Annotated in this window: 23 protein-coding genes; 9 read left to right on the plus strand and 14 right to left on the minus strand. The window is 69.5% G+C overall.

Translation table 11 applies throughout. The features are described 5' to 3' along the window. Positions 1-11: 11 nt before the first annotated feature. The 4 genes from ACYVK3_RS10210 to ettA form a co-directional block, all read right to left on the minus strand. Positions 12-791: a type III secretion system chaperone family protein gene (locus ACYVK3_RS10210; RefSeq protein WP_460497201.1), complete on the minus strand. Its 780-nt coding sequence runs from the start codon at positions 789-791 to the stop codon at positions 12-14. Positions 792-1,107: 316 nt separating this feature from the next. Further along, on the minus strand, positions 1,108-1,662 hold the full coding sequence (locus ACYVK3_RS10215) for a hypothetical protein (RefSeq protein ID WP_460497202.1): 555 nt from the start codon (positions 1,660-1,662) through the stop codon (positions 1,108-1,110). Further along, positions 1,650-2,051 (minus strand): acyl-CoA thioesterase, encoded by a 402-nt coding sequence (locus tag ACYVK3_RS10220; protein WP_460497204.1) that lies wholly within the window; start codon positions 2,049-2,051, stop codon positions 1,650-1,652. Before ACYVK3_RS10220 ends, ACYVK3_RS10215 begins: the two co-directional genes overlap by 13 nt. 1 nt (position 2,052) lies before the next feature. Next, on the minus strand, positions 2,053-3,732 hold the full coding sequence (gene ettA, locus ACYVK3_RS10225; protein WP_460497205.1) for an ABC transporter ATP-binding protein: 1,680 nt from the start codon (positions 3,730-3,732) through the stop codon (positions 2,053-2,055). 151 nt (positions 3,733-3,883) lie between these two features. Here ettA and ACYVK3_RS10230 point away from each other — a divergent pair, with 151 nt between their 5' ends. The 3 genes from ACYVK3_RS10230 to ACYVK3_RS10240 all read left to right on the plus strand — a co-directional run bounded on the left by ACYVK3_RS10230 (position 3,884) and on the right by ACYVK3_RS10240 (position 9,785). Continuing rightward, on the plus strand, positions 3,884-5,329 hold the full coding sequence (locus ACYVK3_RS10230) for an alpha,alpha-trehalose-phosphate synthase (UDP-forming) (RefSeq protein WP_460497206.1): 1,446 nt from the start codon (positions 3,884-3,886) through the stop codon (positions 5,327-5,329). 45 nt (positions 5,330-5,374) lie between these two features. Then, positions 5,375-7,969, plus strand: coding sequence for a trehalose-phosphatase (otsB, locus tag ACYVK3_RS10235; protein WP_460497207.1), 2,595 nt, complete (start codon positions 5,375-5,377; stop codon positions 7,967-7,969). Positions 7,970-8,033: 64 nt separating this feature from the next. Further along, positions 8,034-9,785: a protein kinase domain-containing protein gene (locus ACYVK3_RS10240; RefSeq protein WP_460497208.1), complete on the plus strand. Its 1,752-nt coding sequence runs from the start codon at positions 8,034-8,036 to the stop codon at positions 9,783-9,785. A 170-nt stretch (positions 9,786-9,955) separates the two neighbouring features. Here the strand turns inward: ACYVK3_RS10240 and ACYVK3_RS10245 are convergent, their stop codons facing one another. Beyond that, positions 9,956-10,309, minus strand: a complete 354-nt coding sequence (locus ACYVK3_RS10245; RefSeq protein WP_460497209.1) for a hypothetical protein — start codon at positions 10,307-10,309, stop codon at positions 9,956-9,958. Positions 10,310-10,702: 393 nt separating this feature from the next. Here ACYVK3_RS10245 and ACYVK3_RS10250 point away from each other — a divergent pair, with 393 nt between their 5' ends. Beyond that, complete coding sequence (locus ACYVK3_RS10250) at positions 10,703-11,197, plus strand: DUF3145 domain-containing protein (RefSeq protein WP_460497210.1); 495 nt, start codon at positions 10,703-10,705, stop codon at positions 11,195-11,197. A gap of 57 nt (positions 11,198-11,254) precedes the next feature. Here the strand turns inward: ACYVK3_RS10250 and ACYVK3_RS10255 are convergent, their stop codons facing one another. After that, the gene (locus ACYVK3_RS10255) at positions 11,255-11,899 is read right to left on the minus strand and encodes a mycothiol-dependent nitroreductase Rv2466c family protein (RefSeq protein WP_460497211.1); all 645 of its coding nucleotides are present in this window, start codon (positions 11,897-11,899) and stop codon (positions 11,255-11,257) included. Positions 11,900-11,987: 88 nt separating this feature from the next. Between ACYVK3_RS10255 and ACYVK3_RS10260 the strand changes: the two genes are divergently transcribed. Then, positions 11,988-12,947 (plus strand): helix-turn-helix domain-containing protein, encoded by a 960-nt coding sequence (locus ACYVK3_RS10260; protein ID WP_460497212.1) that lies wholly within the window; start codon positions 11,988-11,990, stop codon positions 12,945-12,947. Here ACYVK3_RS10260 and truB read toward each other — a convergent pair. The 4 genes from truB to ACYVK3_RS10280 form a co-directional block, all read right to left on the minus strand. Beyond that, complete coding sequence (gene truB, locus ACYVK3_RS10265) at positions 12,854-13,747, minus strand: tRNA pseudouridine synthase B (protein ID WP_460497213.1); 894 nt, start codon at positions 13,745-13,747, stop codon at positions 12,854-12,856. The two genes, ACYVK3_RS10260 and truB, sit on opposite strands and share 94 nt — an antisense overlap. A 216-nt stretch (positions 13,748-13,963) precedes the next feature. Next, positions 13,964-15,280, minus strand: a complete 1,317-nt coding sequence (locus ACYVK3_RS10270; RefSeq protein WP_460497214.1) for an MATE family efflux transporter — start codon at positions 15,278-15,280, stop codon at positions 13,964-13,966. Next, positions 15,277-15,723, minus strand: coding sequence for a ribosome-binding factor A (rbfA, locus tag ACYVK3_RS10275; RefSeq protein ID WP_460497215.1), 447 nt, complete (start codon positions 15,721-15,723; stop codon positions 15,277-15,279). The genes ACYVK3_RS10270 and rbfA overlap by 4 nt, the downstream gene beginning before the upstream one ends. Before the next feature lie 26 nt (positions 15,724-15,749). Beyond that, positions 15,750-16,046 carry a DUF503 domain-containing protein gene (locus ACYVK3_RS10280; RefSeq protein ID WP_460497216.1) on the minus strand — a complete coding sequence of 99 codons (297 nt, stop codon included), beginning with the start codon at positions 16,044-16,046 and terminating at the stop codon, positions 15,750-15,752. 195 nt (positions 16,047-16,241) lie between these two features. On the opposite strand from ACYVK3_RS10280, the gene ACYVK3_RS10285 reads away from it, so the two are divergent. From ACYVK3_RS10285 to ACYVK3_RS10295, 3 genes are all read left to right on the plus strand, one after another. Then, the gene (locus tag ACYVK3_RS10285; protein ID WP_460497217.1) at positions 16,242-16,772 is read left to right on the plus strand and encodes a DUF6069 family protein; all 531 of its coding nucleotides are present in this window, start codon (positions 16,242-16,244) and stop codon (positions 16,770-16,772) included. Between the two features lie 77 nt (positions 16,773-16,849). Then, the gene (locus ACYVK3_RS10290; protein WP_460497218.1) at positions 16,850-18,112 is read left to right on the plus strand and encodes a sensor histidine kinase; all 1,263 of its coding nucleotides are present in this window, start codon (positions 16,850-16,852) and stop codon (positions 18,110-18,112) included. Next, positions 18,103-18,750, plus strand: coding sequence for a LuxR C-terminal-related transcriptional regulator (locus ACYVK3_RS10295; RefSeq protein ID WP_460497219.1), 648 nt, complete (start codon positions 18,103-18,105; stop codon positions 18,748-18,750). Before ACYVK3_RS10290 ends, ACYVK3_RS10295 begins: the two co-directional genes overlap by 10 nt. On the opposite strand, the gene ACYVK3_RS10300 is transcribed toward ACYVK3_RS10295, so the two are convergent. Next, complete coding sequence (locus ACYVK3_RS10300) at positions 18,747-18,947, minus strand: hypothetical protein (RefSeq protein ID WP_460497220.1); 201 nt, start codon at positions 18,945-18,947, stop codon at positions 18,747-18,749. The genes ACYVK3_RS10295 and ACYVK3_RS10300 overlap by 4 nt on opposite strands. 435 nt (positions 18,948-19,382) lie before the next feature. Here ACYVK3_RS10300 and ACYVK3_RS10305 point away from each other — a divergent pair, with 435 nt between their 5' ends. Then, positions 19,383-21,545 carry an HNH endonuclease signature motif containing protein gene (locus ACYVK3_RS10305; protein ID WP_460497222.1) on the plus strand — a complete coding sequence of 721 codons (2,163 nt, stop codon included), beginning with the start codon at positions 19,383-19,385 and terminating at the stop codon, positions 21,543-21,545. A 49-nt stretch (positions 21,546-21,594) separates the two neighbouring features. Here ACYVK3_RS10305 and ACYVK3_RS10310 read toward each other — a convergent pair whose 3' ends face one another. The 3 genes from ACYVK3_RS10310 to infB all read right to left on the minus strand — a co-directional run. Beyond that, positions 21,595-22,155, minus strand: a complete 561-nt coding sequence (locus ACYVK3_RS10310; RefSeq protein ID WP_460497223.1) for a dihydrofolate reductase family protein — start codon at positions 22,153-22,155, stop codon at positions 21,595-21,597. A gap of 114 nt (positions 22,156-22,269) precedes the next feature. After that, the gene (locus ACYVK3_RS10315) at positions 22,270-23,715 is read right to left on the minus strand and encodes a class I SAM-dependent methyltransferase (RefSeq protein WP_460497224.1); all 1,446 of its coding nucleotides are present in this window, start codon (positions 23,713-23,715) and stop codon (positions 22,270-22,272) included. Further along, positions 23,716-25,722: translation initiation factor IF-2 (infB, locus tag ACYVK3_RS10320; RefSeq protein ID WP_460497225.1), on the minus strand; the 2,007-nt coding region annotated here is incomplete at its 5' end.

The raw sequence follows: 25,722 nt of genomic DNA on the forward strand, positions 1-25,722 counted from the left end.
CCCCTTGGGTCTCAGATCAGTTCGCCTTCGAGCCATTCGACGAAGGTCCCCGAGATCGCGGTGCCGCAGTCGATGAGCTCTTCGAGCAGGGCGGCGGTGATGCCGGGGCGGACCGGCACCTGAATCTCCCCGAACACGGGCAGCGAGCCCGACTCCGTGGGCTCGCCGAGGTAGGCCTTGAGGAACCGTCTGGTGCGGTTCCACTCGTTCATCGCGGCGTATCCGCGTGCGGCCCACTCCCTGGGCACCGTCTGGTACGCGCGGGCGCGCAGCACCAGGATGTCCGAGTCGGGGCCCTCGGCGCGGACCTGCACGATGTGGCGCTCCCAGAGCGCGACGACGCCGCCGTGCTCGTCGACGAGGTAGCGGATGTCGAGGTTCTTGAGCGCGGCGATGATCCTGTCGGAGTCCAGCGGAGCGACCTCGTCGCGGGCGTTCTGGGCGATCTCCTCGAGGTCGGAGACGAAGTCCGGGTCGATCTCCTCGAGGTCTCGCTTGATGAGGTGCCAGCGCTCGACCTCGGAGATCTGCTCCTCGCCGGGCCCGTAGGCGAGCGGCTCGGGGGCGCGGGACGCGTGGTCCTCGCCGAAGTCCTCGGCTCCGGTCTCGGACATGGCGAGCTCGGGGGTCTCGCGCGGTTCGGTTCGGGGGCTCGGGACGGCGCTGGGCTGGCTGCCGCGCGCTTGGGCGCGCTCGGCCGAGCCGCCGAGCTCCGTGTCGGTCTCCGCGATCGACTCGGTGACGGCGTCGTCGTCGGAATCGCGCTTCTTGCTGCTGCGCCACCATGCCATGGTGTCGTCCGCCTTCCCACCCAAAGTGCGAGCCACTGGCAGTACACGGGTTTAACGTTGGCCATCCTGCTTGGCTGAACATAACCGGATTTGCGTTGGTTCGAGCAGTGCAAAGTTACGTCCAGTAGCGATCAGCAGCCTAGGACTTGGCACCGACATTGCACAACCGTCAGCCTTTCCTGTCCAAAAGTATGAACCCTAGTGCAGGTGTTCGCGGCCCTGAACGGCTGACTGTCACCCGTCTCATACGTCGAGGCCCGACTCGAGCTGGAAGGACCGGCTTCGGTCGGGTTTCCGTCAACGGCCGATTCCATCGTCAGAGGAGCTTCAGGCCCCGGTCGCGTTCCCAGACGGCGCCGTAGGTGGCGGCGAGGCCGAGCCGGCGTCCGGCGCGGACGACCCGGACGGGGTCGTCGCCGAGGAAGCCCATGCGCATGAGGGCGACGACGAGCCTGAACTCGACGGGGTGCTCCGCCCCGTCGTGCTCGATCCGCAGGGCCACGTGGTCGAGCAGGGCGTCCCGCAGGCGCCGGTCGCCGATGCCCTGCCCTCGGCGCTGGCGCAGCGCGTCGGCGGCCTGGCGGTCGAGGGCGGCGATCTCGGCCGCGGGCACGGTCTCGATGGGTTCCCACCGGCCTTGCGGCAGCCGGCCGCGCCAGTCGGCCTCGGGCCGGGGCTCGGCGCGGCCGGCGCCGAGGTCTCCGGCCCGGTAGACGCCGTTCTGGAGCGCTCCGGCGAGGTCGCGCACCGCGAGCACGCCGATCGGCAGCGTCGCCCACAGGCGGCCGTCCAGGACGCGGACGAGCGCGTCGGCGTCCAGTCGGGCCACGCGGGAGGTGAACGCCGCGTCGTCGCGGTCTAGTCCCGCCATTGCTCGAGGAAGGCCCGCTCGGGCCCGGTGAGGCGCCGCGGCCGGCCTTCGGCGGTGTCGAAGGGGACCATGACGGTCTTGGCCTTGAGGGCGAGCTTGTCGTTCGCGAACAGTTCGTAGGCGAAGGTGAACGAGGCGTTGCCGAGCCGATCGACCCACAGCTCGACGCGGACGTCGGCCGGGACGACGACGGGCAGCAGGAAGTCGACCTCGTGGCGGGCGACGACGATGCCCTGCCGGAAGCTGGGGATCCCGGCTTCTTCGGCGACGTCGAACATCATCGCGACGCGGGCCTCTTCGAGCAGCACCATGAACTTGTTGTTGTTCACGTGCCCGAAGACGTCCATGTCCGACCAGCGCAGCGCCACCTCCGTGGTGAAGCGGCTCATGTCAGTCCCTCGTGAGCTTGCGGTGCGTCACTCGGTGCGGGTTGGCGGCGTCGGGCCCGAGGCGCTCGATCTTGTTCTTCTCGTAGGAGTCGAAGTTGCCCTCGAACCAGAACCACTTCGGCTCGCCGTTCTCGTCCTCGCCCTCCCAGGCGAGGATGTGGGTGGCGACCTTGTCGAGGAAGGCCCTGTCGTGGCTGATGACCACGGCGCAGCCGGGGAACTCCAGCAGCGCGTTCTCCAGGCTGGAGAGGGTCTCGACGTCGAGGTCGTTGGTGGGCTCGTCGAGCAGGAGGACGTTGCCGCCCTGCTTGAGGGTGAGCGCCAGGTTCAGGCGGTTGCGCTCGCCGCCGGAGAGGACCTTGGTGGGCTTCTGCTGGTCGGGGCCCTTGAAGCCGAACGCGGCGATGTAGGCGCGCGAGGGCATCTCGACCTTGCCGACCATGATGTAGTCCAGGCCGTCCGAGACGGTCTCCCAGACCGACTTGTCGCCGGCGAGGCCGGCGCGGTTCTGGTCGACGTACGAGAGCTGGACGGTCCCGCCGATGTTGACCTCGCCGGCGTCGGGCTTCTCGAGGCCGACGATCGTCTTGAACAGGGTGGTCTTACCGACGCCGTTCGGGCCGATGATGCCGGTGATGCCGTTGCGGGGCAGGCTGAAGTTCAGGCCGTTGATGAGCGTCTCGCCGTCGAAGCCCTTGTGCAGGTCCTTGGCCTCGATGACGGTCGAGCCGAGTCGCGGGCCCGGCGGGATCTGGATCTCCTCGAAGTCGAGCTTGCGGGTCTTCTCGGCTTCGGCCGCCATCTCCTCGTACCGGCCCAGGCGGGCCCGGGACTTGGTCTGGCGGCCCTTGGCGTTGGAGCGGACCCATTCGAGCTCGTCCTTGAGGCGCTTTTGGAGTTTGGAGTCCTTGCGGCCCTCCACCTTCATGCGCTCGGCCTTCTTCTCCAGGTAGGTGGAGTAGTTGCCTTCGTACGGGTAGGTGCGGCCGCGGTCGAGTTCGAGGATCCACTCGGCGACGTTGTCGAGGAAGTACCGGTCGTGCGTGATGGCGACGACGGCGCCGGGGTAGTCGGCGAGGTGACGCTCGAGCCACAGCACGGACTCGGCGTCGAGGTGGTTGGTGGGCTCGTCGAGCAGCAGCAGGTCGGGCTGCTCCAGCAGGAGCTTGCACAGCGCGACGCGGCGGCGCTCGCCGCCGGAGAGCGTGGTGACGGCCCAGTCGCCGGGCGGGCAGCGCAGGGCGTCCATGGCCTGTTCGAGCTTGGAGTCCAGCTCCCAGGCACCGGAGGCGTCGAGCTCCTCTTGGAGGCGCCCCATCTCCTCCATGAGCTCGTCGGTGTAGTCGGTGGCCATCTCGGCGGCGATGGCGTTGAAGCGGTCGAGCTTGGCCTGGATCGGCGCGACGGCCTCCTGGACGTTCTCCATGACCGTCTTCGACTCGTTCAGCGGCGGCTCCTGCGCCAGCATGCCGACGGAGGCGCCGCTCGCGAGCCTGGCCTCGCCGTTGGAGACCTGGTCCTGCCCGGCCATGATCCTGAGCAGGCTCGACTTGCCGGCGCCGTTGGGGCCGACCACACCGATCTTGGCTCCGGGGAGGAAGTACAAGGTGACGTCGTCGAGCACGACCTTGTCGCCATGCGCCTTCCGCGCCTTTTCCATGGTGTAAATGAACTGCGCCACACTGATCCTTCGCTGACTGGGAACTAACCACCCTCAATGATGTCAAGTCGAGGGCCCTTCCCGCCATGCGGGCTGCGCTACACCCTCGTACGTCACGGCGGAATGCCGGATCGTCCATCCGGATACGATTGCGTAAAGGAGGGACAACAAATTGAGCAACGCATCTTTCATTGTCGTAGCCAACCGTCTCCCCGTCGACTCCGAGGTCGACGAAGAGGGAAAACGAACCTGGCGCCGATCCCCTGGCGGCCTCGTCACCGCCCTCGAACCAGTTCTCCAGGCCAACAAGGGCACGTGGATCGGCTGGGCCGGACAGCCCGGCGAGGCCCCCGAGCCGTTCGAGGCCGACGGCATCAACCTGCTGCCGGTCGAGCTCAGCGCCGACGAGGTCAAGCGCTACTACGAGGGCTTCTCGAACGCCTCGCTGTGGCCGCTCTACCACGACGCGGTGCAACCCCGGGTCTTCCGCCGCTCGTGGTGGAAGTCGTATTACGAGGTCAACGAGCGCTTCGCCGAGGTGTGCGCGGCCGAGGCCGCGCCCGGCGCGGTGGTCTGGATCCAGGACTACCAGCTCCAGCTCGTCCCCGCGATGCTGCGGGAACGGCGCCCCGACCTGCGCATCGGCTTCTTCCTGCACATCCCCTTCCCCCCGGTCGAGCTGTTCATGCAGCTGCCCCACCGCATGGAGATCCTCAAGGGGCTCCTGGGCGCGGACCTGGTGGGCTTCCAGCGGCCCCTGGCGGCGCAGAACTTCCTCGCACTCACCCGCCACCTGCTCGGCTACCGGCCGAGGGGCCACTACGTCACCGTCGAGGACCGCCTGGTCAGGGCCGACGCCTTCCCCATCTCGATCGACACCGCCTCAATGGAGGAGATCGCCGGCACCGAGCGGGCCCGCCAGCGAGCCAAGGAGATCCGCTCGGAGCTGGGCGACCCGGACACGATCATCCTGGGCGTCGACCGGCTGGACTACACCAAGGGCATCGAGACGCGGCTCAAGGCGTTCCGGGAGCTGCTGGAGGACGGCCGCTTCAAGGTCCCCAAGACGGTGATGGTGCAGGTCGCCACACCGAGCCGGGAGCGAGTGGAGCAGTATCGTGTGCTGCGCGACAAAGTCGAGCGTGAAGTCGGTCGCATCAACGGCGAATTCGGCCAGGTGGGCCTTCCGGCCGTCCACTACCTCCACCAATCGTTCGACAAATACGAGCTCGCGGCGCTGTATCAGGCCGCGGATGTCATGGCGGTCACACCGCTGCGCGATGGGATGAATCTGGTGGCGAAGGAGTTCGTGGCCAGCCAGGTCGACAACCGCGGCGCGCTCGTTCTGAGCGAATTCGCCGGTGCCGCAGGGGATCTGCGGCAAGCGTTCCTGGTGAACCCGCATGATTTGACGGATTTGAAAGACGGATTTGTGACAGCGGCGCAGACGCCTATGGAAGATAAGATGAAGAGGATGCGCGCAATGAGGCGCTATCTGCGCAAGCATGACGTGAGTCGGTGGGCCCGCAGCTTCCTCACGGCGCTAGGAGTTCCGGAACGCAGCGCAGCGTACAATCCGGGCAGCCCACCCACCGCCGACGCGGTGGAAGGCAGGTAGTCACAAGCCTGAATCCGCAAATGACCGGTGTTGGAGATACGCCAGATGACCGCACCAAGCCCAGAGGGGCCCGGTCCTGAAGGACTGAGTTCCTCGGACGAGCTCCGCTCGGCCCTCATCCAGCTCGCCCGCGTTCCGCAGTTGCTCGTGGCCTGCGACTACGACGGCACGCTCGCGCCGATCGTGACCGACCCCTCGCAGGCCAAGCCGATTCCCGAATCGGTCTCGGCGCTGCGCACGCTCGCGAACCTGCCGCAGACGAAGGTGGCGGTCATCTCCGGTCGCGCCCTGCGCGATCTGGCGGCGCTCTCGCGCCTGCCGTCCGAGATCCATCTGGTGGGCTCCCACGGTTCCGAGTTCGACGTCGGGTTCACCCGGGCGCTCTCGAGCGAAGACCAGCGGCGCCGTGACAAGCTCGTGGCCGAGCTCACGGCGATCGCCGAACGCTTCGAGGGCACCCGGGTCGAGCCCAAGCCCGCCGGCGCCGCCCTGCACACCAGGGAGGCCACGGCGGCGGACTCCGAGGAGGCCGTCAGCGAAGTCCGCAAGGGACCGTCCACTTGGTATGGAGTGCAGACCACCGAGGGCAAGTCGGTCATCGACCTGTCCGTGGTGACCACGCACAAGGGCGACGCCCTCGACAAGCTCCGCCATCAGCTGGGGGCCTCCGCGGTCCTGTTCCTGGGCGACGACGTCACCGACGAGAACGCGTTCGCGCACCTCCACGGCCCCGACATCGGCGTCCGGATCGGGCCCGGACCGACGCTGGCGTCCTACCGGATCGCCGACCCCGAGGACGTCGCCAAGCTCCTGGCCCGGCTCGTCGACATGCGCCGCAGCTGGCTCCAGGGCGAGTCGGCGCAGCTCATCGAGCGCCACACGCTGCTCGCCGACGGCGCCAACCACGCACTGCTCACCCCCGACGCGCGCCTGACGTGGATGTGCCACCCGCGGCCCGACTCCGGCTCGGTCTTCGCCGATCTGCTCGGCGGCGAGCACGCCGGGCACTTCACCGTCCAGCCGGTCGACGCCGGCATCCCGCTCGGCCAGCGCTACGTCGCCGGCACCATGACCGTCGAGACCCGCTGGCCGGGCCTGACGATCACCGACTGGCTCGACTCGACGCTGCGCCGCAAGGGCGACCTCAACGCCACCGTCCTGGTCCGCGAGATCACCGGCCGGATCCCGGTCAAGATCACCTTCGCGCCGCGCCCCGAGTTCGGGCAGCTGCCCGTGCAGCTCCAGCCCGTCGGCGACGACGGCCTGCGCGTCCTCGGCGCCAACGAGCCGATCAGTCTGCGCTCGCCGGGCGTCGAGTGGCACATCGAGAACGACGGCCAGCACGCGCTGGCCAGCGCCACCGTCGACCTCGCGCAGGTCGGCGGCTCACTCACCTTGGAGATGCGCGCCGGCACCGAGGACATCGGCGTGTGGAAGCCCACCATCAAGGTCCGCCGCCGCACCACCGAGGCCGGGTGGCGCAACTGGTCCGACTCCCTGAAGCTCCCGTCGACCGAGCCCGAGGCGGTCTCCCGCTCGGCGCTCACGCTGCGGGCGCTGTGCTACCAGCCGACCGGCGCGATCCTCGCGGCCGGCACCACGTCGTTGCCCGAGGAGCTCGGCGGCGTCCGCAACTGGGACTACCGGTTCTGCTGGATCCGCGACGCCGCGATGACCGCGAACGCGCTGGTCGACCTCGGCTCGCTCCAGGAGGCCGAGGCCTTCTTCGAGTGGGTCTCGGGCATCATCGAGCGCACCGCCGGACACCCCGAGCGGCTCGCCCCGCTCTACGACATCGAGGGCGGCACGCCCTCGCCCGAGGCGATCATCGAGACGCTGCCCGGTTACGCCGGCGCGCGCCCCGTGCGCATCAACAACGCCGCCTCCAGCCAGGTCCAGCTCGACGTGTTCGGACCGGTCGCGATGCTCATCGAGGACGTCGCCCAGCGCCGCGGGCACCTGTCGGACTTCGAGCAGTCGGTCATGGCCTCCATGGTCGAGGCCGTCGAGAAGCGCTGGCACGAGCCCGACCACGGCATCTGGGAGGCCCGCCAGGCGCCGCGGCACCACGTCTTCTCGAAGGTGATGTGCTGGGTCACGGTGGACCGGGCGCTCAAGGTCGCCGACCAGTTCGGGATGGAGGCCGGGGCCACCTGGCCGGAGCTGCGCGACTCGATCGCGAAGAACGTCCTGGAGCTGGGCTGGAACGACGAGGTCGGCGCCTACACGGCCGCGTACGGCCACGACGACCTCGACGCGGCGTCGCTGTGGGTGGGCCTGTCGGGCCTGCTGGCCCCGGACGACCCGCGCTACCTCAAGACGGTGCTCAAGATCGAGGCCGGGCTGCGCAGCGGCCCCACCGTCTACCGCTACCACCGCGACGACGGCCTGCCGGGCACCGAGGGCGGGTTCATCGTCTGCGCCGCCTGGCTCGCCGAGGCGTACCTCCAGGTGGGCCGCCGCGCCGACGCCGAGGAGCTGTTCGAGCAGATCCTCGCGTGCGCCGGCCCGACCGGCCTGCTGCCCGAGCAGTGGGACCCGATCGCGGAGCGCGGGCTGGGCAACCACCCGCAGGCGTACTCGCACCTGGGGCTAATCCGTGTGGCGAACCTGCTCAACGGCCAGAACGGGCACGTGTAGACGAGGCGGCTAATCTGTTGGGGACGCCTTCCGTTCGATCGTCCCCAACAGAAAGCCCTCCGCCTTGAGCTCCCCCACTCCGGCCATTCCCGGCTATCGCGACTTCGAGATGGTCGCTCACGGGTCGACCGCGTTCGTCTACCGCGCCGTGCAGGAACGCCTCGATCGGACCGTGGCGGTCAAGGTTCTGCTCGTCGACGACGACATGACCACCGCCGCCTCGGTCGAGAAGGAGCTCGAGGCCACCGTCGCGGTCTCGAACCATCCCCACATCGTCTCGATCATCGACACCGGCTCGACCGAGGACGGCCGCCCGTACATCGTCATGGAGTACTGCGACGGCGGCTCCTACTCGGCGATTCTGAAATCCGGCGGGCCGCTGGCGGTCGACGACGTCATCGACGTCGGCATCAAGATCGGCCAGGCGCTCCAGGCGGCGCACAACACCGATATCCTCCACCGCGACGTCAAGCCGCAGAACATCCTCAAGGGACAGTACGGTCCCGCGCTCGCGGACTTCGGGATCGCGCGGGCGCCGGCGGCTCTCGCGGCGACCGAGGCGATCGACAAGCTCACGCCGCTGCACGCCTCCCCCGAGGCGCTGCTGCGGCAAGCGCAGACGCCCGCCAGCGACCTGTTCAGCCTCGCCTCGACCATGTGGCATCTCCTGGCGGGCTTCGCGCCGTTCGCCAACCCGGAGGGCGGCACCGACCCGGACACGCACCGCGCCCGCGTCACCTCCGAGGCGCCGCCGCCGAAGATCCCGAGGGACGACGTCCCGGAATGGCTGGAGCGCCTGCTGGTGCAGGCGCTCGAGCGCGACGCGGGCCGGCGCCCGGAGTCGTGCCAGGCGTTCGCCGAGCGGCTCCAGCGCGGCATGTTCGGTTCGACCGGCGGCATCGGCAAGGCCCAGGCTCCGGCCACGATCGGCGACCTGAGCAACGAGGAGACCGTCTTCCGCCCGCAGGGGCCGTCGCCTTCGCAGCAGGCGCCGCTGGACCCGTTCGCGCCGGTGCAGCCGCCGGCGCCGGACTCGGCGTTCACGTTCGGCTCGGGCGTCACCGCCGGGCAGACCGGCGGGCGCACCGACGGCTACAGTTCGCAGCTCGGCCACGCCGTGGACCCGCGCTACGCCGCCGGCCTCGACGGTTCGGCGCCGGTGAGCAACGCCGGGCAGGCGAGCGGTCCGCCGGTGTCGGCCGCGCCGCACTCGGCGCCGCCGCAGGCGCCGGTGAGCATGCGGCCGCCGGTGACACCGTGGACGGGGCAGCAGGCGGGCGCACAGGCGCCGCCGGTGCACCAGCCCGCGTTCGCTCCGCCGGTCATCACCCGTGAAGGCGACAAGAAGTCCGGGACCAGGCCGCCGGTGGCGCCCAAGGCCCCGAAGCCGCGGCGCCCGCGCGACGAGCGGAGCCTCAGGCCGTACGTGGTGCTGGGCGTGGTGCTGACGCTCCTGCTCGGCTCGGTCATGGTCGTCTGGCTGTGGCTGCTGACGCCGGACGAGGGTCCCGAGGACATCGAGCAGGCGAACACCGAGGGCGACCGGGCGCCGCGGAACCTCGTGATCGAGTCCTGGGTGGATGGCGAGGTCGCGTTGCGCTGGGAGGCCCCCGCCGAGGACTCCGAGCTCCAGTACTTCGTCTTCGCCCAGCGGGTGGGCGACGAGCAGGCCGACCGGCTCGGGGAGCCGACGTCCGACACCGCGCTCACCGCGGGCGGGCTGATCCCGTCGGAGGACTACTGCTTCCAGGTGGGCGCATTCTGGTCGGTCGACGACGTGCCGATGTCCGATCCGGTCTGCACCGACGACGAATAACGCCACGCCGGCTCGCCGGGCATTCGGGTGAGTGCCCGGCATCGAATCGCCATTCGCGCGCTGACTGGTGCGCCCGAATGGGATCGGGCGCGTGCGCCTTCCGCTCGAAACGAAAAGAAGCTCCATGCCTCCTTATGTGTGAGGCATGGAGCTTCGTGACGTCTGCGCCTTTAGGCGGCCGCCTCGGCGGGCTCGCCGAACGCGCCGGCCTCTTCGAGGGACTTCAAGGTGGTGTCCCAGCCCTGCTCGGCCGGGAAGTTCGCCGCGAAGGCCTCGATCTCGGCCTTGATCTTCGCACCGTGGCCGGCCTCGGACAGGGCCTTGACGGCCTCCGTGAAGGCCTCCGAGTCGGTGGCGAGGTGCAGGTTGCGCCCATCGGTCAGGTTACGCAGGTACACGTGCTTGCCGTTGTTGAGCGGGATCAGGTACTTGAACTCACCGAGGACGTTGAGTCCGCCCGCAGCGCCAGCCTTCTGTCCGGCTTTGACGGAAGCGCGTGCGGTTTTAGAAGTGTTGGCTGCCACGCCGGTCTCCTCACCATGTCGTGTAAGACGAATCTTCGGCCAGACACAGGAAGCAACCCGGAAGGCGGGCTCTGAACCTGGGTTGGACCACAAAAGAAAACCGACACAATGCCGGTCTGCGACCAAGTGTATCTCAGCGGGGACTCCCGGCTCCTAGCACATAGACCAGGTGTGACCCATCGAATCATCGAAAAAGTGAGCCCCCGGTTCGGTTTAAGCCTAGCGCGATGTGTTCAGAGCTGTCAGTATGTAACTGAGCGGAATAGCGTGCCGGGTTCGAGTTCATCCCTCGATTGACCCGGTCGATACCCGTTGGACGGCTTCAGACCGTCCCCAATTGACCACAAGGAGTGAGCCAGTACTCAGATACGCCGATTCCCAAGGAGGTGCGCGATGCAGACACGCGGCGTGATCTACATCCACTCCAGCCCGCCGGCGGTATGCCCGCACGTCGAGTGGGCGATCGGGCGTGTCCTGGGTACGGCGACGGTGAAGCTCGGCTGGGCGCCGCAGGCGGCCGAGCGCGGCACCATGCGCGCCGAGCGAGCCTGGACGGCCGAGCCGGGTGTCGGCGCGGAGCTCGCGAAGGCGCTGGCGCAGTGGCCGATGCTGCGGTTCGAGGTCACCGAGGACCCGAGCGCGGGCGTGGACGGCGAGCGGATCATGCACGTGCCCGGGCGGGGCGTGTACCGCGCGGCGATGAGCGCCGGCGGCGGGATCATGATCGCCGAGGACCGCATCCGGGCGCTGCTGGCCACCACCACGAGCGCCGAGGCGCTCAGGAGCGGACTCGACCAGCTGCTGGGCCTGGACTGGGACCGCGAGCTCGAGCCGTACCGTCAGGCGGCGGGCGGCGAGGAGCAGTCCTGGCTCTCCCAGGTCAGCTAGACCAGGCGAAAGGGGGCTCCGCGCGATCGCGCGGAGCCCCCTTCGTCTTGCGTTCGGTCACTCGGCGGAGAGGTTCGCGAAGTCGGGGCCCTTGGCGCGGGAGCGCTTGAGCTCGTAGAAGCCGGGCGTCGTCGTCACGGCGTACACGCCGTCCCACAGCTTCGCGGCGGCCTCGCCCTGCGGCGCGGGGGTCACGACCGGGCCGAACAGGCCGACCCGCTCGCCCTCGTCGTTCTCGACGGCGACCACCGGGGTGCCGACGTCGGTGCCGACCAGTTCGATCCCGCGCCGATGCGAGGCGCGCAGCGCCTCGTCCCACCTGTCGGTGCCGCCCTCCTCGGCGAGCTCGGGCGGGAGGCCCGCTTTGGCGAGCGCCGCCGGGATGTACTGCTCGGCGTCCTTCCGGCCGCGCAGGTGGATCTCGTTGCCGAGTGCGGTGTAGAGCCGCCCGAGCGTGTCGTTGTCGTACTGCTCGGCCACCGCCGTCGCCACGCGGACGGCGGGGAGGGTCTTCGGCATGAGCTCCCGGTAATCCTCCGGCAGCTCGTCCAGGTGCTGCTCGTTGAGCACGAACAGGCTCATCACGTTCCACCGGACGTCGAGGTCCCGGTGCTTCGCCGCCTCGACGATCCAGCGGGAGGTCATCCACGCCCACGGGCAGGCGGGGTCGAACCAGAAATCTACGGTCTTCGTTTCAGCCATGGGCACCACAGTACTTCAAATTTGAACTTGACTCCAGGTGATCAAAAACTCCAGCCGAACCCCGACATAGCGGATAAACTTGCCGCCGATGCTGGTGACAACACGACACGACGACATATCGCGACTCGCACCCGAGGCCACGCCGCCGCCGCCCGTCGGGGTGGAGGTCCTCACTCTCGCCGCGCTGCGGTCCCGCTCGGACGATCTCGCCCGGCCGCGGCGCTCGGACGAGCACCTGCTCCTGACGCTCACCTCCGGGTCACTGCGGCAGACGGTGGACTTCACCGAGCACCATCTCAAACCCGGCGCGTGGATGTGGACGCGCCCCGGTCAGGTGCTGCAATGGGGCGAGCTCGAGGGCGCCGAAGGCACCGTAGTGCGGTTCGAGAGCGGATTCCTCGACCCGGACACCGCGATCGCGGTGTGCGCCGACGACCCCCACGCGCCGGTGCTGCGCGTCCCGGGCAACGACGACCACCCGATCCTGCGCGTCGCAGCGAGCCAGTTGCAGTGGGAGTACGGCGCGAGTGAGCGGCTGCCGCAGGACGTCCGGTCCCAGGTCCTGCGCCACCTGCTGGCGGTGCTGGTGCTGCGGGTCGGCTCGCTCCCGGGGCAGGGAGCTCCGGCGGCCGAGCCCGGCGAGGTCTACGTGGCGTTCCGCGACGCGGTCGAGCGGGACTTCGCCCGGACCCGGCGCCTGGCCGACTACGCCGCGGCGCTCGCCTACTCCCCCAGGACGCTCTCGCGGGCGACCCTGGCGGCGGCCGGGATGCCCGCGAAGGAGTTCATCGACCGCCGCGTGATCCTCGAGGCCAAGCGACTCCTGGCCTGCTCCGATGCGCCCGCCGCGCGCATCGGTGCGGGTCTGGGGTTCTCGAGCGCGACGAACTTCAATAAGTTCTTCCACCAGCGCACCGGGACCACGCCGATCGCCTTCCGCGACTCGGTGCGCGGTCAGGCGGCGGCGAAGACGGTCTCGGGCTTGGCGAGGTCGCCGCGCTCGACCATGACGGCGAGGAGCGTCCCCGATTCGTCGACGACGGCGTAGCGGCCCTCGATCGCCGCTCCGGGAATCGACTTGCCGTAGGAGAGGGCCTTGGCCTCGGCTTCGGTGGCGGTGCGGGTGGGCATGAGCCTCGCCGCCGCCTCGCCCATCGGCAGCATGGGGAGCGGATCGCCGTGTTCGGCGCGTTCGGCGAGCTCGTCGATGGTGGCGGCGGCGTCGAGCCCGAAGCCGCCGACTCTGGTCCGGCGCAGGGCGGTCAGGTGCCCGCCGACGCCGAGCGCTTCGCCGAGGTCGCGGGCGATGGCGCGGACGTAGGTGCCCGAGGAACACGAGACGTCGATGTCGACGTCGACGGCCTCACCGCGCCGGATCCCGCCGACATCGATGGCGGCGATGGTGACGCGCCTGGCCTTGAGCTCGACGGTCTCGCCCTCGCGCACCCGCTTGTAGGCGCGCTTGCCGTCGATCTTGACGGCGCTGACGGCGCTGGGGACCTGGTCGATCTCGCCGACCATCGCGGCCAGTGCCTCGCGGATCGCCTCGTCGGCCACGCCGGAGGCGTCGGCGGTCGCGGTCACGTCGCCTTCGGCGTCGTCGGTGACGGTGGTCTGGCCGAGCCGGATCGTCGCGGCGTAGGCCTTGTCGAGGCCGGAGACGTAGGTGAGGAGCTTGGTGGCCTTGCCGACGGCGAGGACGAGCACGCCGGTGGCCATGGGGTCGAGCGTGCCGCCGTGCCCGATCTTGCGGGTGCCGCAGATGCGGCGCATGCGCGACACCACCCCGTGCGAGGTGATGCCCTGCGGCTTGTCGACGACGATGATGCCCGGCTGCGGTGTGGTCACAGCCGTTGAGGCTAGCCGGGCTCGATCGGCGCCGTCCTACTGGTGGCGGTCGAGCGATTCCTGCAACGCCCGCTGGGCCTCGGTCTTCGCCTCATCCCATTTATTGGGACGTTCGTGCTGTTCGCGGATGGTGACTCTTCGGGTCCTCATCCTCGACACCTTAACGAACGTTCACGATCATTTCATCAGGAAGATCAGATAGTGAGACGGTTCTTCTCAGGCGCGCTCGGCCCCGGTGACGGCCCATGCGCCCGAGCGCATACGCCACAGGATCATCGCGAGGCGCACCAGCATGAAGGCGGCCAGACCGCCCCAGATCCCGGTCAGCCCCCAGTCGAAGGCGAGGGTGAGCCAGGTGAACGGCAGCCAGCTCAGTGCGGCGGCGACGGCCATATTGCGCATGAACGACAGGTCCCCCGCCCCGATGAGGACGCCGTCGAGCGCGAAGACGACCCCGGCGACGGGCAGCAGCACCACGAGCCAGGGCCAGACGTAGCCGAGCTGATCATGCACGGCCGCATCGGAGGTGAACAGGTCCGGCAGTGCCGGTAGCAGCGCGAGCACCCCGAGCAGGAACATCGCACCGTATCCCAGCCCGACCCACGTGACCCGCCCGGCGGAGGCTCGCGCGGCCTCGACACGCCCGGCGCCGAGGTCGGCGCCGACGAGCGCCTGCGCCGCGATCGCGACCGCGTCCAGCGCCAAGGCCGCGAAGAACCACAGCTGGATGCCGATCTGGTGGGCGGCAAGCGCCGTCGCGCCGACCCGGGCGGCCACCGCGGTGGCCGACATCGAACACGCCTGCATCGCGCCGCCGCGCACGATGAGGTCACGGTTCGCCGTCAGCTGCTTGGACAGCAGCGGCCAGTCCGGGCGCAGGCTGATCCCTTCACGGCGCAGCGCCGCGAGGAACAGCGTCCCGGCCACGGCCTGCGCGATCGCGTTCGCCCAAGCCGAGCCCACCAGACCCAGACCCACCGGGTAGACCAGGACCGGGGCGAGCACGGCCGAGAGCAGGAACGCGAAGCACACGAAGTACATGGGCCGCCTCACGTCCTGGACCGCCCGCATCCAGCCCTGCCCCGAGGCGGTCAGGAGCAGGAACGGCGCGCCGAAGACCGCCACGCGCAGCCACAGCTCGGCGGCCTCGGCCACCTCGCGGCCGTCACCGATCACCGAGGTCAGCGGCCCGGCGAAGACCTGGACGACGGCGATCATCACCGCCCCGGCGATGAGCGCCAGCCAGGTGCCCTGCACGCCTTCGGCCACCGCGCCGGCCCGGTCGCCGGCGCCGAAACGCCGCGCGGCCCGGGCCGTGGTGCCGTAGGCGAGGACCGCGCCGATGAAGGCCGCCAACGACATGATCGCCGAGCCGGCCGCCAGCGCGGCCAGCGGGACGGCGCCGAGATGGCCGACGACGGCCGTGTCGATGAGGATGTAGACCGGCTCGGCGGCGAGCACCACCAGAGCCGGGATCGCGAGGGACGCGATGCGGCGGTACGACGCCGGGGCCGCAGCGGCCCCGGCGCTCACTGCCGCTTGTCTTCGGTCTCGTCCGCTTCCTCGTCCTCGCGGTACGGGTTCGGGTCGCCGGCGTACTTGGCGCCCTCGCGGATCCGGTGGATCTCGGCGTCGGCCTGCGCGGCCTGCGCCAGCAGCGACTCGATCCGGCTGGCCTGCTCGGGGACCGTGTCGGCCACGAACGACAGCGACGGCGTGTGCCGCATGCCTAGAGCGCGGCCCACGGTGGTGCGCAGGTGTCCGGTGGCGCGTTCCAAACCGATGGCGGAGGCCTTCACCTCGTCCTCGTCGCCCAGCACGGTATAGAAGACCGTGGCCTCGCGAAGGTCGGGCGTCATTCGAGCGTCGGTGATGGTGACCATGCCGACGCGCGGGTCCTTGAGCTTGCGCACGGCCTGAGCCGTCAGCTCCATCACCCGCTTGGCCACTTGGGCCTGCTTAGCCGCGTCTACCATGTCGATTCCCTGCCTTCTGCTTACTACTACTCGTCTTCGGGGCCGAACAAGCGCCGGCGGGCGCTGAGCAGCTCGACCTCCGGGCGGGCGGCCACGTGCTTCTCGCACGCGTCGAGAATTTCCTGTACATGGAGGTTATCCCCCGCCACGGCGGCTACTCCGATCGTGGAACGTCCATGCAGCTCCTGGTCTGCGACCTCGGCCACCGCCACTTCGAACTTCCGCAGGGCGGCCACGATGGGGCGCACATAGGAGCGCTTGGCCTTGAGCGAGCGGGAGTCGTCCGGGAGGAGGAGGTCGAATTCAACGCATCCGGTGAACACCGCTCTAGGTTACGCGGCCCGAGCCCCAACCCCAAGATCTTTTCACCGCACGGCGAGGCTCGGGAAACCGGAAACCCGACGGCGTCCGAAATCGCCTGTTTCGCGGCGTCAATCCCGTACGCCTGACACGATGTCGTGTGAAGACCGCGCGGGCCGGTGCACGGCCCTTCGGCTTCGCCGAGATAGGAGGAAACGATGTCGACACCCCAGAACGGCTGGGAGCAGCAGTACAACGAACCGACACGGCGCTACCCGGCCGCGACTCCGCCCGACGACCCCGAGAGCTCCTCGGTCGCCGGCAGCAAACTGTGGGCCGGAGGCTTCGGCACGGCCGTGGTCGCGGCGCTAGTGGCGCTCGTGGGCATTCTGCTGGTGCGCGGCGTCCTCGGGATCCACATCCTGTCACCGGACGACGCCGGCGCCTACGGCGACGCCTCGACCACCACCTATGCCCTCGGCTCATTCGCGATCGCCATCCTCGCCACCGGCCTGCTGCACCTGATGCTGCTGCTCATGCCCCGGCCGATGAGCTTCTTCAACTGGATCATGATCCTGGCGGTCGTCGTGGCCGTCCTGATCCCGTTCACCATCGCCGCCGAGCTCGAATCGCAGATCGCCACGGGCGCGATCAACCTGGTCATCGGGATCTGCATCATGAGCCTGCTCAACTCGGTCGCGGGGATCGCCACCCGGGCGGGCGGACGACCTGGGGCCTCCGTGCGCTGAAGGTAGGGCTGGCCTTACCCTCGATAAGCCAGCTCGCAGGCTCGTTCGAGCCTGCGCCCGCTCTCTAGATTTGACACATGCGAAAAACTGTCCGGCAATTGGGGATCGACACCGCCTACAACCTCTCGTCGTTCCCCATCGCCTTGCCCGCATTCGTCATCAGCGTCGTGGGATTCGCCCTCGGGATCGGCACCGCCGTCATCTGGATCGGCGTGCCGGTCATGGCCGCGACGCTGCTGACCATGCGCGGGCTCGCCGCCGCCGGACGAGCGCAGATCCCGTTCGTCATCCGCCGCGAGGTGCCCAAACCCCGCTACAAGACGGCGAAGGCCGGCAGTTCGGCACTGCGCCGCTTCCTGACCACGCTCACCGACGGCCAGTCGTGGCTCAACCTCCTGTGGGCCGTCACGATCTTCCCGGTCGCGGTCGCGGCCTTCGCCATCACGATCGCGTGGTGGGTGGCGACGATCGGTACGCTGCTGTACCCGCTGTACGCGTGGATCATCATGGCCGCCACCGGCGGCGGGCAGCAGGGCCCGGAATACGCCACCAGATGGCTCGGCTGGGGCGACTCCTACCTCGCGGTCTCGGTCCTGACCGTCATCGGCGGGCTCATCATGATGCTGCTGCTGCCGCTGGTGGTCCGCGGCTGCGCGCTGGCGCAGGGCTGGATCGGCAAGGGGATGCTCACGTCGCTGAGCAGCCTGCACGAGCGGATCGACGAACTCGCCGAGTCCCGGGACGCGGCCACCTCCGCCGAGGCCGACGCGTTGCGGCGCATCGAGCGCGACATCCACGACGGGCCGCAGCAGCGCCTGGTGAGCCTCGGCATGGAGCTGGCGCGCGTCAAGCGCCAGATGCAGGCCAACCCCGAAGCGGCCCAGCAGACGCTGGAGGAGGCGATCTCGCAGACACGCGACACGATCAACGAGCTGCGCGCGCTCTCCAGGGGCATCGCCCCGCCGATCCTGACCGACCGCGGCCTGGAGGCGGCGCTGGCGGCCTTGGCGGCCCGATCGATGGTCCCGGTCGAGCTGGAGACCTCACTGCACGGGCGGTACCGGTCCACCGTCGAGAGCACCGTCTACTTCGTGGTGGCCGAGGCCCTGACGAACATCTCCAAGCACTCGCAGGCGAGCCACGCGTCGGTATCGGTGGACGACTGGGGCGATAGGCTGGTGGTCTCGGTCGGCGACAACGGCATCGGGGGCGCGCACCTTTCCAAGGGGCACGGGCTCTCCGGACTCACCGACCGCATCAAAGCCGCCGAGGGCGAGTGGACCATCGACTCCCCCGAGGGCGGACCGACAGTGATCGTGGCGGAGGTTCCGTGCGGGTAGTGGTGGCCGATGACGCGGTCTTGATCCGATCCGGGATCGTGAAGCTCCTCGAAGAGTTCGACTGCGACGTGGTCGCCGCGGTCGGCGACGGGGACGCCTTCGTCGATGCCGTCCTGAAGTACCGGCCCGACGTGTCGGTGGTGGACGTGCGGATGCCGCCGTCCTTCACCGACGAGGGTTTGCGGGCCGCGACGAGGGCCAGGGAGCACGTGCCCGGCTCGCCGATGCTCATACTCTCCCAGTACGTCGAGGTGTCCTATGCCGACGACCTGCTGGCCGACGCGCGAGGCGCCGTCGGCTACCTGCTCAAGGACCGGGTCATCGACGTCGACGACTTCATGGAGTCGCTGCGCCGCGTGGCGGCCGGCGGGACCGTGTTCGATCCCGAAGTGGTGTCGCAGTTGATGGTGCGCAGGCGAGCCGACGATCCGGTGGAGACGCTGACCCCGCGCGAGCGCGAGGTGCTGGAGCTCATGGCCGAGGGCCACTCGAACCGGGCGATCGGCAAGAAGCTGTTCATCTCCGATGGCGCGGTAGAGAAGCACATCCGCAACATCTTCACGAAGCTCGAGCTGCGCAGCGAAGACGGTGACCACCACCGGCGCGTCAAGGCCGTGCTGGCGTACCTGCGTTCCTAAGCGGCCGCGAGGCGCTCCCGTTCGGACAGGTTCCGGGCGGCCGCGCCCAGCATGCGGCCGTTCATCCGCGCGGAGACCGAGGGCGGCATGAGCCGGCGGATGGGAGAGGTGCTGCAGGCCAAGGAGACGTGGATCTTGGAGCCGTGTTCCGAGACCGACTCGGTGAGCAAGTCGTTCGGGGCGTATTGGCCTGACACTGGTAGTGGCGTCGGTTGGTCGCCTGGGGAGACCGGCAATGGAACTTGTCGGGGTGGCGGGAACAGTGTGGGAGATGGTTGCTCTGCGCTAAAAGCGGCAGCGACGGCCAGGCGGGCCCGCATTTCGGGTTGACGCCGGGGTCGGGGCCATATGAGTGCGGCTTCAATCGGGCGGCGACGAAGAGGCGGGTCCTCTGTGGAGTATGGGTCGGCGGGAGTGGAGGTCGCGTGTTCCTATGCGCGGGCGGGCCGTTTGGTGCCCGCTTTGTCTTGCTCGGCAAGGGTTCTCGTGGTCCCGGGGGCCGGAAACGTGAGTGTTTTCCCACCCTAATGGGTGATGACAGAGGCCTTGTGACCTGCGAGAATAGAGGTATAGCACGAACCGGCGGAAACAGCAGGTTCGTACAAGACCTCAAGGACCGAGGGAGGTGTCAGATGGCCAAGGCAACCAGGACTCCGAGCAGGACCGAGCGCGCCAAGGTCATCCACACCACGCTCGATGACGCAGCCGCCACCATCAATGCCCTCCACGCTCGGGTCCTGTCCGAGGTGATCGAGGCGAAGGCGTGGAACATTCACCGCGATTGCGACGGCTTCTCGGCCCTGCGGGAGTGGCTGGTCGCCACCTTCGACTTCCACCTCCGCGTCGCCGCCGACCTCGCTGCGATCGCCCGCACGGCAGGGAAGTTCACCGTCCTGGCCGACACGGCGACGTCGGCTGCGGCCCGGATTGACCGGGTCGCGGCAGCCGTGCGCCGCTTGGACGCGACCAAGGCCCTGCGCGTCTACGCGCGGACGCCCTACCGCGAGCCGGTGCCTTCCCCCTTCGACCCCGAGGTATCGTGCCCGACTCCGGAGCATTTGATCGCGCAGTACTGCATCCACGCCACCGTCAAGGACGTCCACGCCCAGCTCGACGAACTTCAGGCCGCGCTCGACTCCGGTGAGGAGCTGTTGGACGGGCTCGGGCAGCAGTCGTTGCAGCGACTCGACCTGGTCGAGACCGAGAATGGCATGTTCGTCCTCTCCGGGCTGCTGTCGGCCGACACCGGGAAGCTGTTCGCCAAACTCCTGACGACAGCGGTGCCGCCGCCCCGGCAAGACGAGGTCGACGCCGACGGGTCGCTGCCGCCTGCGGCGAACCGGCGGGCCGAGGCGTTCCACCAGATGGTCGCGGCCCACGGGGCCGACCCGAACGCGGCCAAGCGGCACGGGCACACCGCCACCCTGCACCTGTCGGTCGACATCGAAACGTTGGCCGGAGGAGACACCGGCCGCGTCGCCACCTTGGAAGGCGACCCCATCAGCCTCGGTAAGGCCCGCCTCCTCGCCTGCGAAGGCCTCGTGATCCCCAACGTGTTCAACTACCGCACCGGCGAAGCGATCGAACTCGGCCGCGCCCTGCGCCTGCCCAACTCGGCACTGCGCAGGAAGCTGGAACTCGAGCAGCCCGGCGGGTGCGCCTGGACCGGCTGCCTCGCACCGGTGCAGTGGACCGAAGCCCACCACATCCGCCACTGGGCGAATGGTGGGCCGACTGTGGCGGAGAACCTGATCCTGCTGTGCCGCTTCCACCACGGCCGCATCCACACCCCCGGCTGGACCATCCAGAAAACCGGGCCGGGCAAAGCCCTGATCGTCCACCACGACGGACACGAGGACACCGACCCCGACCTGAAATGCGGGTGCTCGGACTGGCGCACCGACACGGACTTGGATGCCGACTTCGCCGACGACATCGCGAACACCTTCCCCACCGGCCTGTATCCCGAGGGATGGTCCGAGACCCTGAAGCCGGACTTGGAGGCCGCCGCCGAACAGGCCGAGACCGAGCAGGTCATGGCCGCCGCGAAAGCCGCCCGCGCCAAAGCACGAGCACGCTTCACCACCCCGACACCCCACCCCGAGACCGAACCCGAACCGGCTTCACCACCGGAACCCGAACCAGGGCAGGGACAGGGACAGGGATACGAGACTTCCACACCACTGACTGAACCGAGGCGGACTCACGACCTCGCCAGCGCCGCACCGGACTACGGACCGCCACCCTTTTTAGGTCGCCCGTCGCGGGATGCCGTGGCGGGGAAGGCGCCTCATAGGTCGCCAGCTCGAAACCGGAGACGGGTTCGAGCCCATTCCCATGCCCGGAGCCCGAACCGGCACACCAACCGCCCAGGCGGCCGCCACGAGCCGCCGCCAAACCGGACCACCAGCAACGCGAATACCCGCCGCCCAGCCAGCCCCAACCCAACCCGACCCGACCCGGCACGGCGCCACCGACCACCCCCGCGACGAGCAACAGCCCCACCCCACCCGCCACCGCTTTTGTCGCCGCCTTGGCGCAGAGTAACCATCACACTCGCCCGTTCCCGCCAACGACTCCGCTTCCATTGCAGGCCTCAGCAGGCCACCCCGCCCGACCACAGCGACGCCCGTGACGGCTACCGATCCCGGGCCACCCGGCCCCCTCATCGTCGCTGCTTTGGCGCAGAACGATCATCACGCTCACCCGTTCCCGCCGACGCCCCCGCTTCCATTGCAGGCCTCCCTGTGCCGCCACCGAGCCACCCGGCCCCGATACCTGGCAGCACCATTTGAGAGTCCCGCTCCGCAACCTCGGCTCGGAGGACCGAGGCCGTCCGGGTTCTTAAGCGTCTACTACCGGGCGGTATCGCACGTTCACCGCCGCAATCGGGTCGGGGCCACTGGCATGCCGAAGCCGGATCGGCTGCCCGCCCGGGTTGTCGAACAGCCGGATGCCGTCACCGAGCAGTACCGGCGCGATGTGCAGGTCGATCTCATCGATCAGGCCGCGCTCGAGCAGTTGGCGGCCGATCGTCGGCGAGAAGACCTCAAGGTTCTTGCCGTCGGCGGCCTCCAGTCCGATACGCACCGCTTCGGCCACGTCGCAGTCCAAGAACGTCACCCCTTCAGCCGGTGCGGCATCCTCGGGACGGTGGGTGAGGATGAAGAGCGGTCCCCGCCATGAACCGCCATAGGGGCGCGCATGCGGGTCGGCTTCCCAGCCGTCCCGGCCGCCGAGGACCGCGCCTGTGGTCTCGACGTACTCCTCGGCCAAGCCGTCACGGACGTTGAAGCCGGTCATCCAGTCCATGGCGTGATCCGGCCCTGCCACGAATCCGTCGAGCGACATGGTGAAGTGCCACAGCACTTTCCCCGCCGCCGTCTGCCGTTCGATGTCAGACATCTCGTGTTCCTCGCCTTCTGGCCGCAATCCACGGCCGCAACCCCGACCCTAGGTTGAGAGCAGACCGACACCGGGAACCGGCCGTGTCCTACCAACGGCCGCGGCTTGCCGGCGCTAGACCGTCGAGAGGAAGCCGCGTTCGACGAGACGGCGGATCACCGGGTAAAGCTGGGCGTACAGCATGGCGGTCTCCCCGCCATAGGTCTCGGCGAGCAGTTGGACCTGGAGGCGGAGCGGAGCGGTGCCGTCGCAGGCGCCGAGGAACGCCACGAGCAGCGGGTCGACCTCTTCGGCGTAGCGCATCCCATGGCGCTGCTGGAGCCATTGGCGCTCGACCTCCCAGCCTTCGCCGCCGAGTTCGGCGGCCTGCTGGAGGGCGACACCCTCGGCCAGGCGCAGGCGCGATTCCCACAGCGTCTCGGGTTCGAGCTCGGCCTCGCGGACGGCGAACCAGTCCGAGACGCGATCCGACCACGGCGCCTCGACGGCGTGCCTGGCCTCCTCGCAGACGGCCTCGCTCGGACCGTCGATGCGGCGGATATTGACCATGCCGAAGCCGACGCCTTCGACCCCGTGCGCGTCGAACCAGTCGAGCCAGACGGCGGCCTGCTCGGTGTCGCCGTTCTCGCCGGAGTCGCGCTGCCAGGTGCGGACGTAGTCGAGCGGGTCGAGGGCCTCGCGTTCGACCACCCAGGTCCGCGCGCCGGTCTCGGGCAGCCAGGCGGCGATCCGCTCGCCCCATTCCTCGCCCTTGACGTGCAGCCAGTTCGCCAGGAACTGCATGGTGCCGCCCGGACGCAGCAGCGCCGTCGAGGCGGCGGCCAGTTCGGCGGCGATGCCGTCGGCCTCCCGTCCCCCGTCGCGGTAGGTCCAGCCGGCGCCGGGCGTGGCGATCACGAACGGCGGATTGGCGACGACCAGGTCGAAACGTCGGTCGGCGAGCGGTTCGAGCATGTCGCCTTGGAGCAGGTCGAGGTCGACGCCGTTGAGCTCGGCGTTGAGGCGGGCGAAGGCCAGCGCGCGCCCGCTCAGGTCCGTGGCGGTCACGCTTCGGGCGTGGTCGGCGAGCGCGAGGGCCTGGACGCCGCAGCCGGTGCCCAGGTCGAGCGCGGCGTCGACGCCGGAGCGGAGCGTGGCGTCGAGCAGGAGCTCGGAGGCGCCGCCGATGCCGAGGACGTGCTCGCGCGATCGGGCGCCGGTGGTGTTCGGGCGCTGGTCGGAGAAGACCGCCCGCTCACCGGAGTACTGGAGTCCCCACCCGGCGGCGACGCCGTCGCCTTCGCGGATGAGCAGGCCGCACTCGAGGGCCTCGTCGAGGCCGAACGGGGCGAGGGCCGCCGTGGCGGCGCGCTCGTCGACGGCCGTGCCGACCGTGAACAGTCGCGTCCACACCCCGAGCGGGTCGTCGCCGCAGGCGGCGAGGAGTCCGCGGAAGTCGCCGCGGTCGGCGGCCTCGGCGGCGTCGGGGCCGTAGACGGCCGACAGCGCGGCTCGACCGTGACCCGACTCGCGTCGGGCCCGGCCGAGCCGCGCTGCGGCTTCGGTCTCGAGCAGTCGCACTTAGTCGCGCGGCTTCTCACGCATCTCGAAGGCTTCGATGGTGTCGCCTTCTTCGATGTTGTTGTAGTTCTTCAAGGTGATACCGCACTCGTAGCCCTCGCGGACCTCGGTGGCGTCGTCCTTGAACCGGCGCAGCGAGTCGATCGTCGTCTCGGCGACGACGCTGCCGTCGCGCATGAGGCGGACCTTCGCGTTGCGCTTGATCGAGCCCTTGGTGACGAGGCAGCCCGCGATGTTGCCGAACTTGGAGGAACGGAACACCTCGCGGATCTCGGCCGAACCGAGCTCCACCTCTTCGTACTCGGGCTTGAGCATGCCCTTGAGCGCGGTCTCGATCTCCTCGATCGCCTGGTAGATGACCGTGTAGTAGCGGATGTCGACGTTCTCGCGCTCGGCCATGTCCTTGACCCTGCCCTCGGCGCGGACGTTGAAGGCGATGATCGTCGCCGCTTCCTCGTCCGTTGCCGCGGCCAGGTTGACGTCGTTCTCGGTGACGGGACCGACGCCTCGGTGGATGACCCGCAGTTGCACTTCGTCGGGAATCTCGAGCGCGACCAAGGCCTCTTCGAGGGCCTCGACCGAACCGGCGCCATCGCCCTTGATGATGAGCGAGAGCGTGGTGCGCTCGCCCTCGGCGATCTTGTCCATGAGGTTCTCGAGCGTGGTGCGCGACGCGCGTGCCGCCTGCTGGGCGGCTCGGCGGCGTGCCTGCCGCTGCTCGGCGATCTGCCGGACCGTGCGGTCGTCGTCGGCGGCGAGGAACACGTCCCCGGCCATCGGGACGGACGCGAGGCCCTGCACCTGCACCGGGTACGACGGGGTCGCCTCGGAGACGCGGTTGCCCTCGGCGTCGAGCATCGCGCGGACGCGGCCGTAGGCCCCGCCTGCGACGATCGAGTCGCCGACACGCAGCGTGCCCTTCTGGACCAGGACGCTCGCGACGGGGCCGCGGCCCTTGTCGAGGTGCGCCTCGATCGCGATGCCCTGCGCGTTGCCGCTCACCGGAGCCTCGAGTTCGAGGGCGGCGTCGGCGGTCAGCAGGACCGCTTCGAGCAGCTCCGGAATGCCGACGCGCGGCTTGGCGGCCACGTTGACGAACATGGTCTCGCCGCCGTACTCCTCGGCGACCAGCCCGTATTCGGTCAGCTGCTGGCGGACCTTGTCCGGGTTGGCGTCGGGCAGGTCGGTCTTGTTGACCGCGACCACGACCGGCGCGTTCGCGGCCTTGGCGTGGTTGAGCGCCTCGATCGTCTGCGGCATGACGCCGTCGTCGGCGGCGACCACCAGCACCACGATGTCGGTGACGTTCGCGCCTCGGGCACGCATGGCGGTGAACGCCTCGTGGCCCGGGGTGTCGATGAACGTGATCGCCCGGTCCTTGCTGTCGTGTTCGACGTGGACCTGGTAGGCACCGATGTGCTGGGTGATGCCGCCGGCCTCGCCCGCCACGATGTTCGAGCTGCGGATCGCGTCCAGCAGCTTCGTCTTACCGTGGTCGACGTGGCCCATGACGGTCACGACCGGCGGACGCGGGAGCTGGTCGGCCCTGCCGTCCTCGTCGAGGTCGATGCCGAACTGCGCGAGCAGTTCCTTGTCCTCTTCCTCGGGGCTGACGACCTTGACGTCCCAGTCGAGGTGCGCGCCGAGCAGTTCGAGCGTCTCGTCGGGTACCGACTGGGTCGCGGTGACCATCTCGCCCAGGCCGAACAGCTCTTGAACGAGCGTGCCCGGCAGGGTGCCGATCTTGTCGGCGAAGTCGGCCAGGGTCGCGCCGCGGGGCAGGCGAATGGTCTCGCCGCCGCCTCGGGGAGCGCCCGACTGCATCTTCGGAGCCGACAGGTTGTCGAACTCCTGGCGACGCTGACGACGCGACTTGCGGCTCTTGCCTCGGGGGCCGCCGCGACCGAACGCGCCGGCCGCTCCGCCGCCGCGGGCCTTGCCGCCGCCCGCGCGACCGCCGCCCCCGCGGTACGGGGCCGGAGCGGTCGAAGGACCGGAACCGCCCGC

The organism is Glycomyces tarimensis (assembly GCF_054776215.1).

Coding starts and splice junctions, on each gene's coding strand:
- ACYVK3_RS10255 (WP_460497211.1), bottom strand. CDS start 11,899: ATGGCTGAAACGAAGACCGTAGATTTCTGGTTCGACCCCGCCTGCCCG.
- ACYVK3_RS10260 (WP_460497212.1), top strand. CDS start 11,988: ATGCTGGTGACAACACGACACGACGACATATCGCGACTCGCACCCGAG.
- ACYVK3_RS10220 (WP_460497204.1), bottom strand. CDS start 2,051: ATGAGCCGCTTCACCACGGAGGTGGCGCTGCGCTGGTCGGACATGGAC.
- ACYVK3_RS10290 (WP_460497218.1), top strand. CDS start 16,850: ATGCGAAAAACTGTCCGGCAATTGGGGATCGACACCGCCTACAACCTC.
- ACYVK3_RS10285 (WP_460497217.1), top strand. CDS start 16,242: ATGTCGACACCCCAGAACGGCTGGGAGCAGCAGTACAACGAACCGACA.
- ACYVK3_RS10310 (WP_460497223.1), bottom strand. CDS start 22,155: ATGTCTGACATCGAACGGCAGACGGCGGCGGGGAAAGTGCTGTGGCAC.
- ACYVK3_RS10250 (WP_460497210.1), top strand. CDS start 10,703: ATGCAGACACGCGGCGTGATCTACATCCACTCCAGCCCGCCGGCGGTA.
- otsB (WP_460497207.1), top strand. CDS start 5,375: ATGACCGCACCAAGCCCAGAGGGGCCCGGTCCTGAAGGACTGAGTTCC.
- ACYVK3_RS10210 (WP_460497201.1), bottom strand. CDS start 791: ATGGCATGGTGGCGCAGCAGCAAGAAGCGCGATTCCGACGACGACGCC.
- rbfA (WP_460497215.1), bottom strand. CDS start 15,723: ATGGTAGACGCGGCTAAGCAGGCCCAAGTGGCCAAGCGGGTGATGGAG.
- ACYVK3_RS10305 (WP_460497222.1), top strand. CDS start 19,383: ATGGCCAAGGCAACCAGGACTCCGAGCAGGACCGAGCGCGCCAAGGTC.
- ACYVK3_RS10215 (WP_460497202.1), bottom strand. CDS start 1,662: ATGGCGGGACTAGACCGCGACGACGCGGCGTTCACCTCCCGCGTGGCC.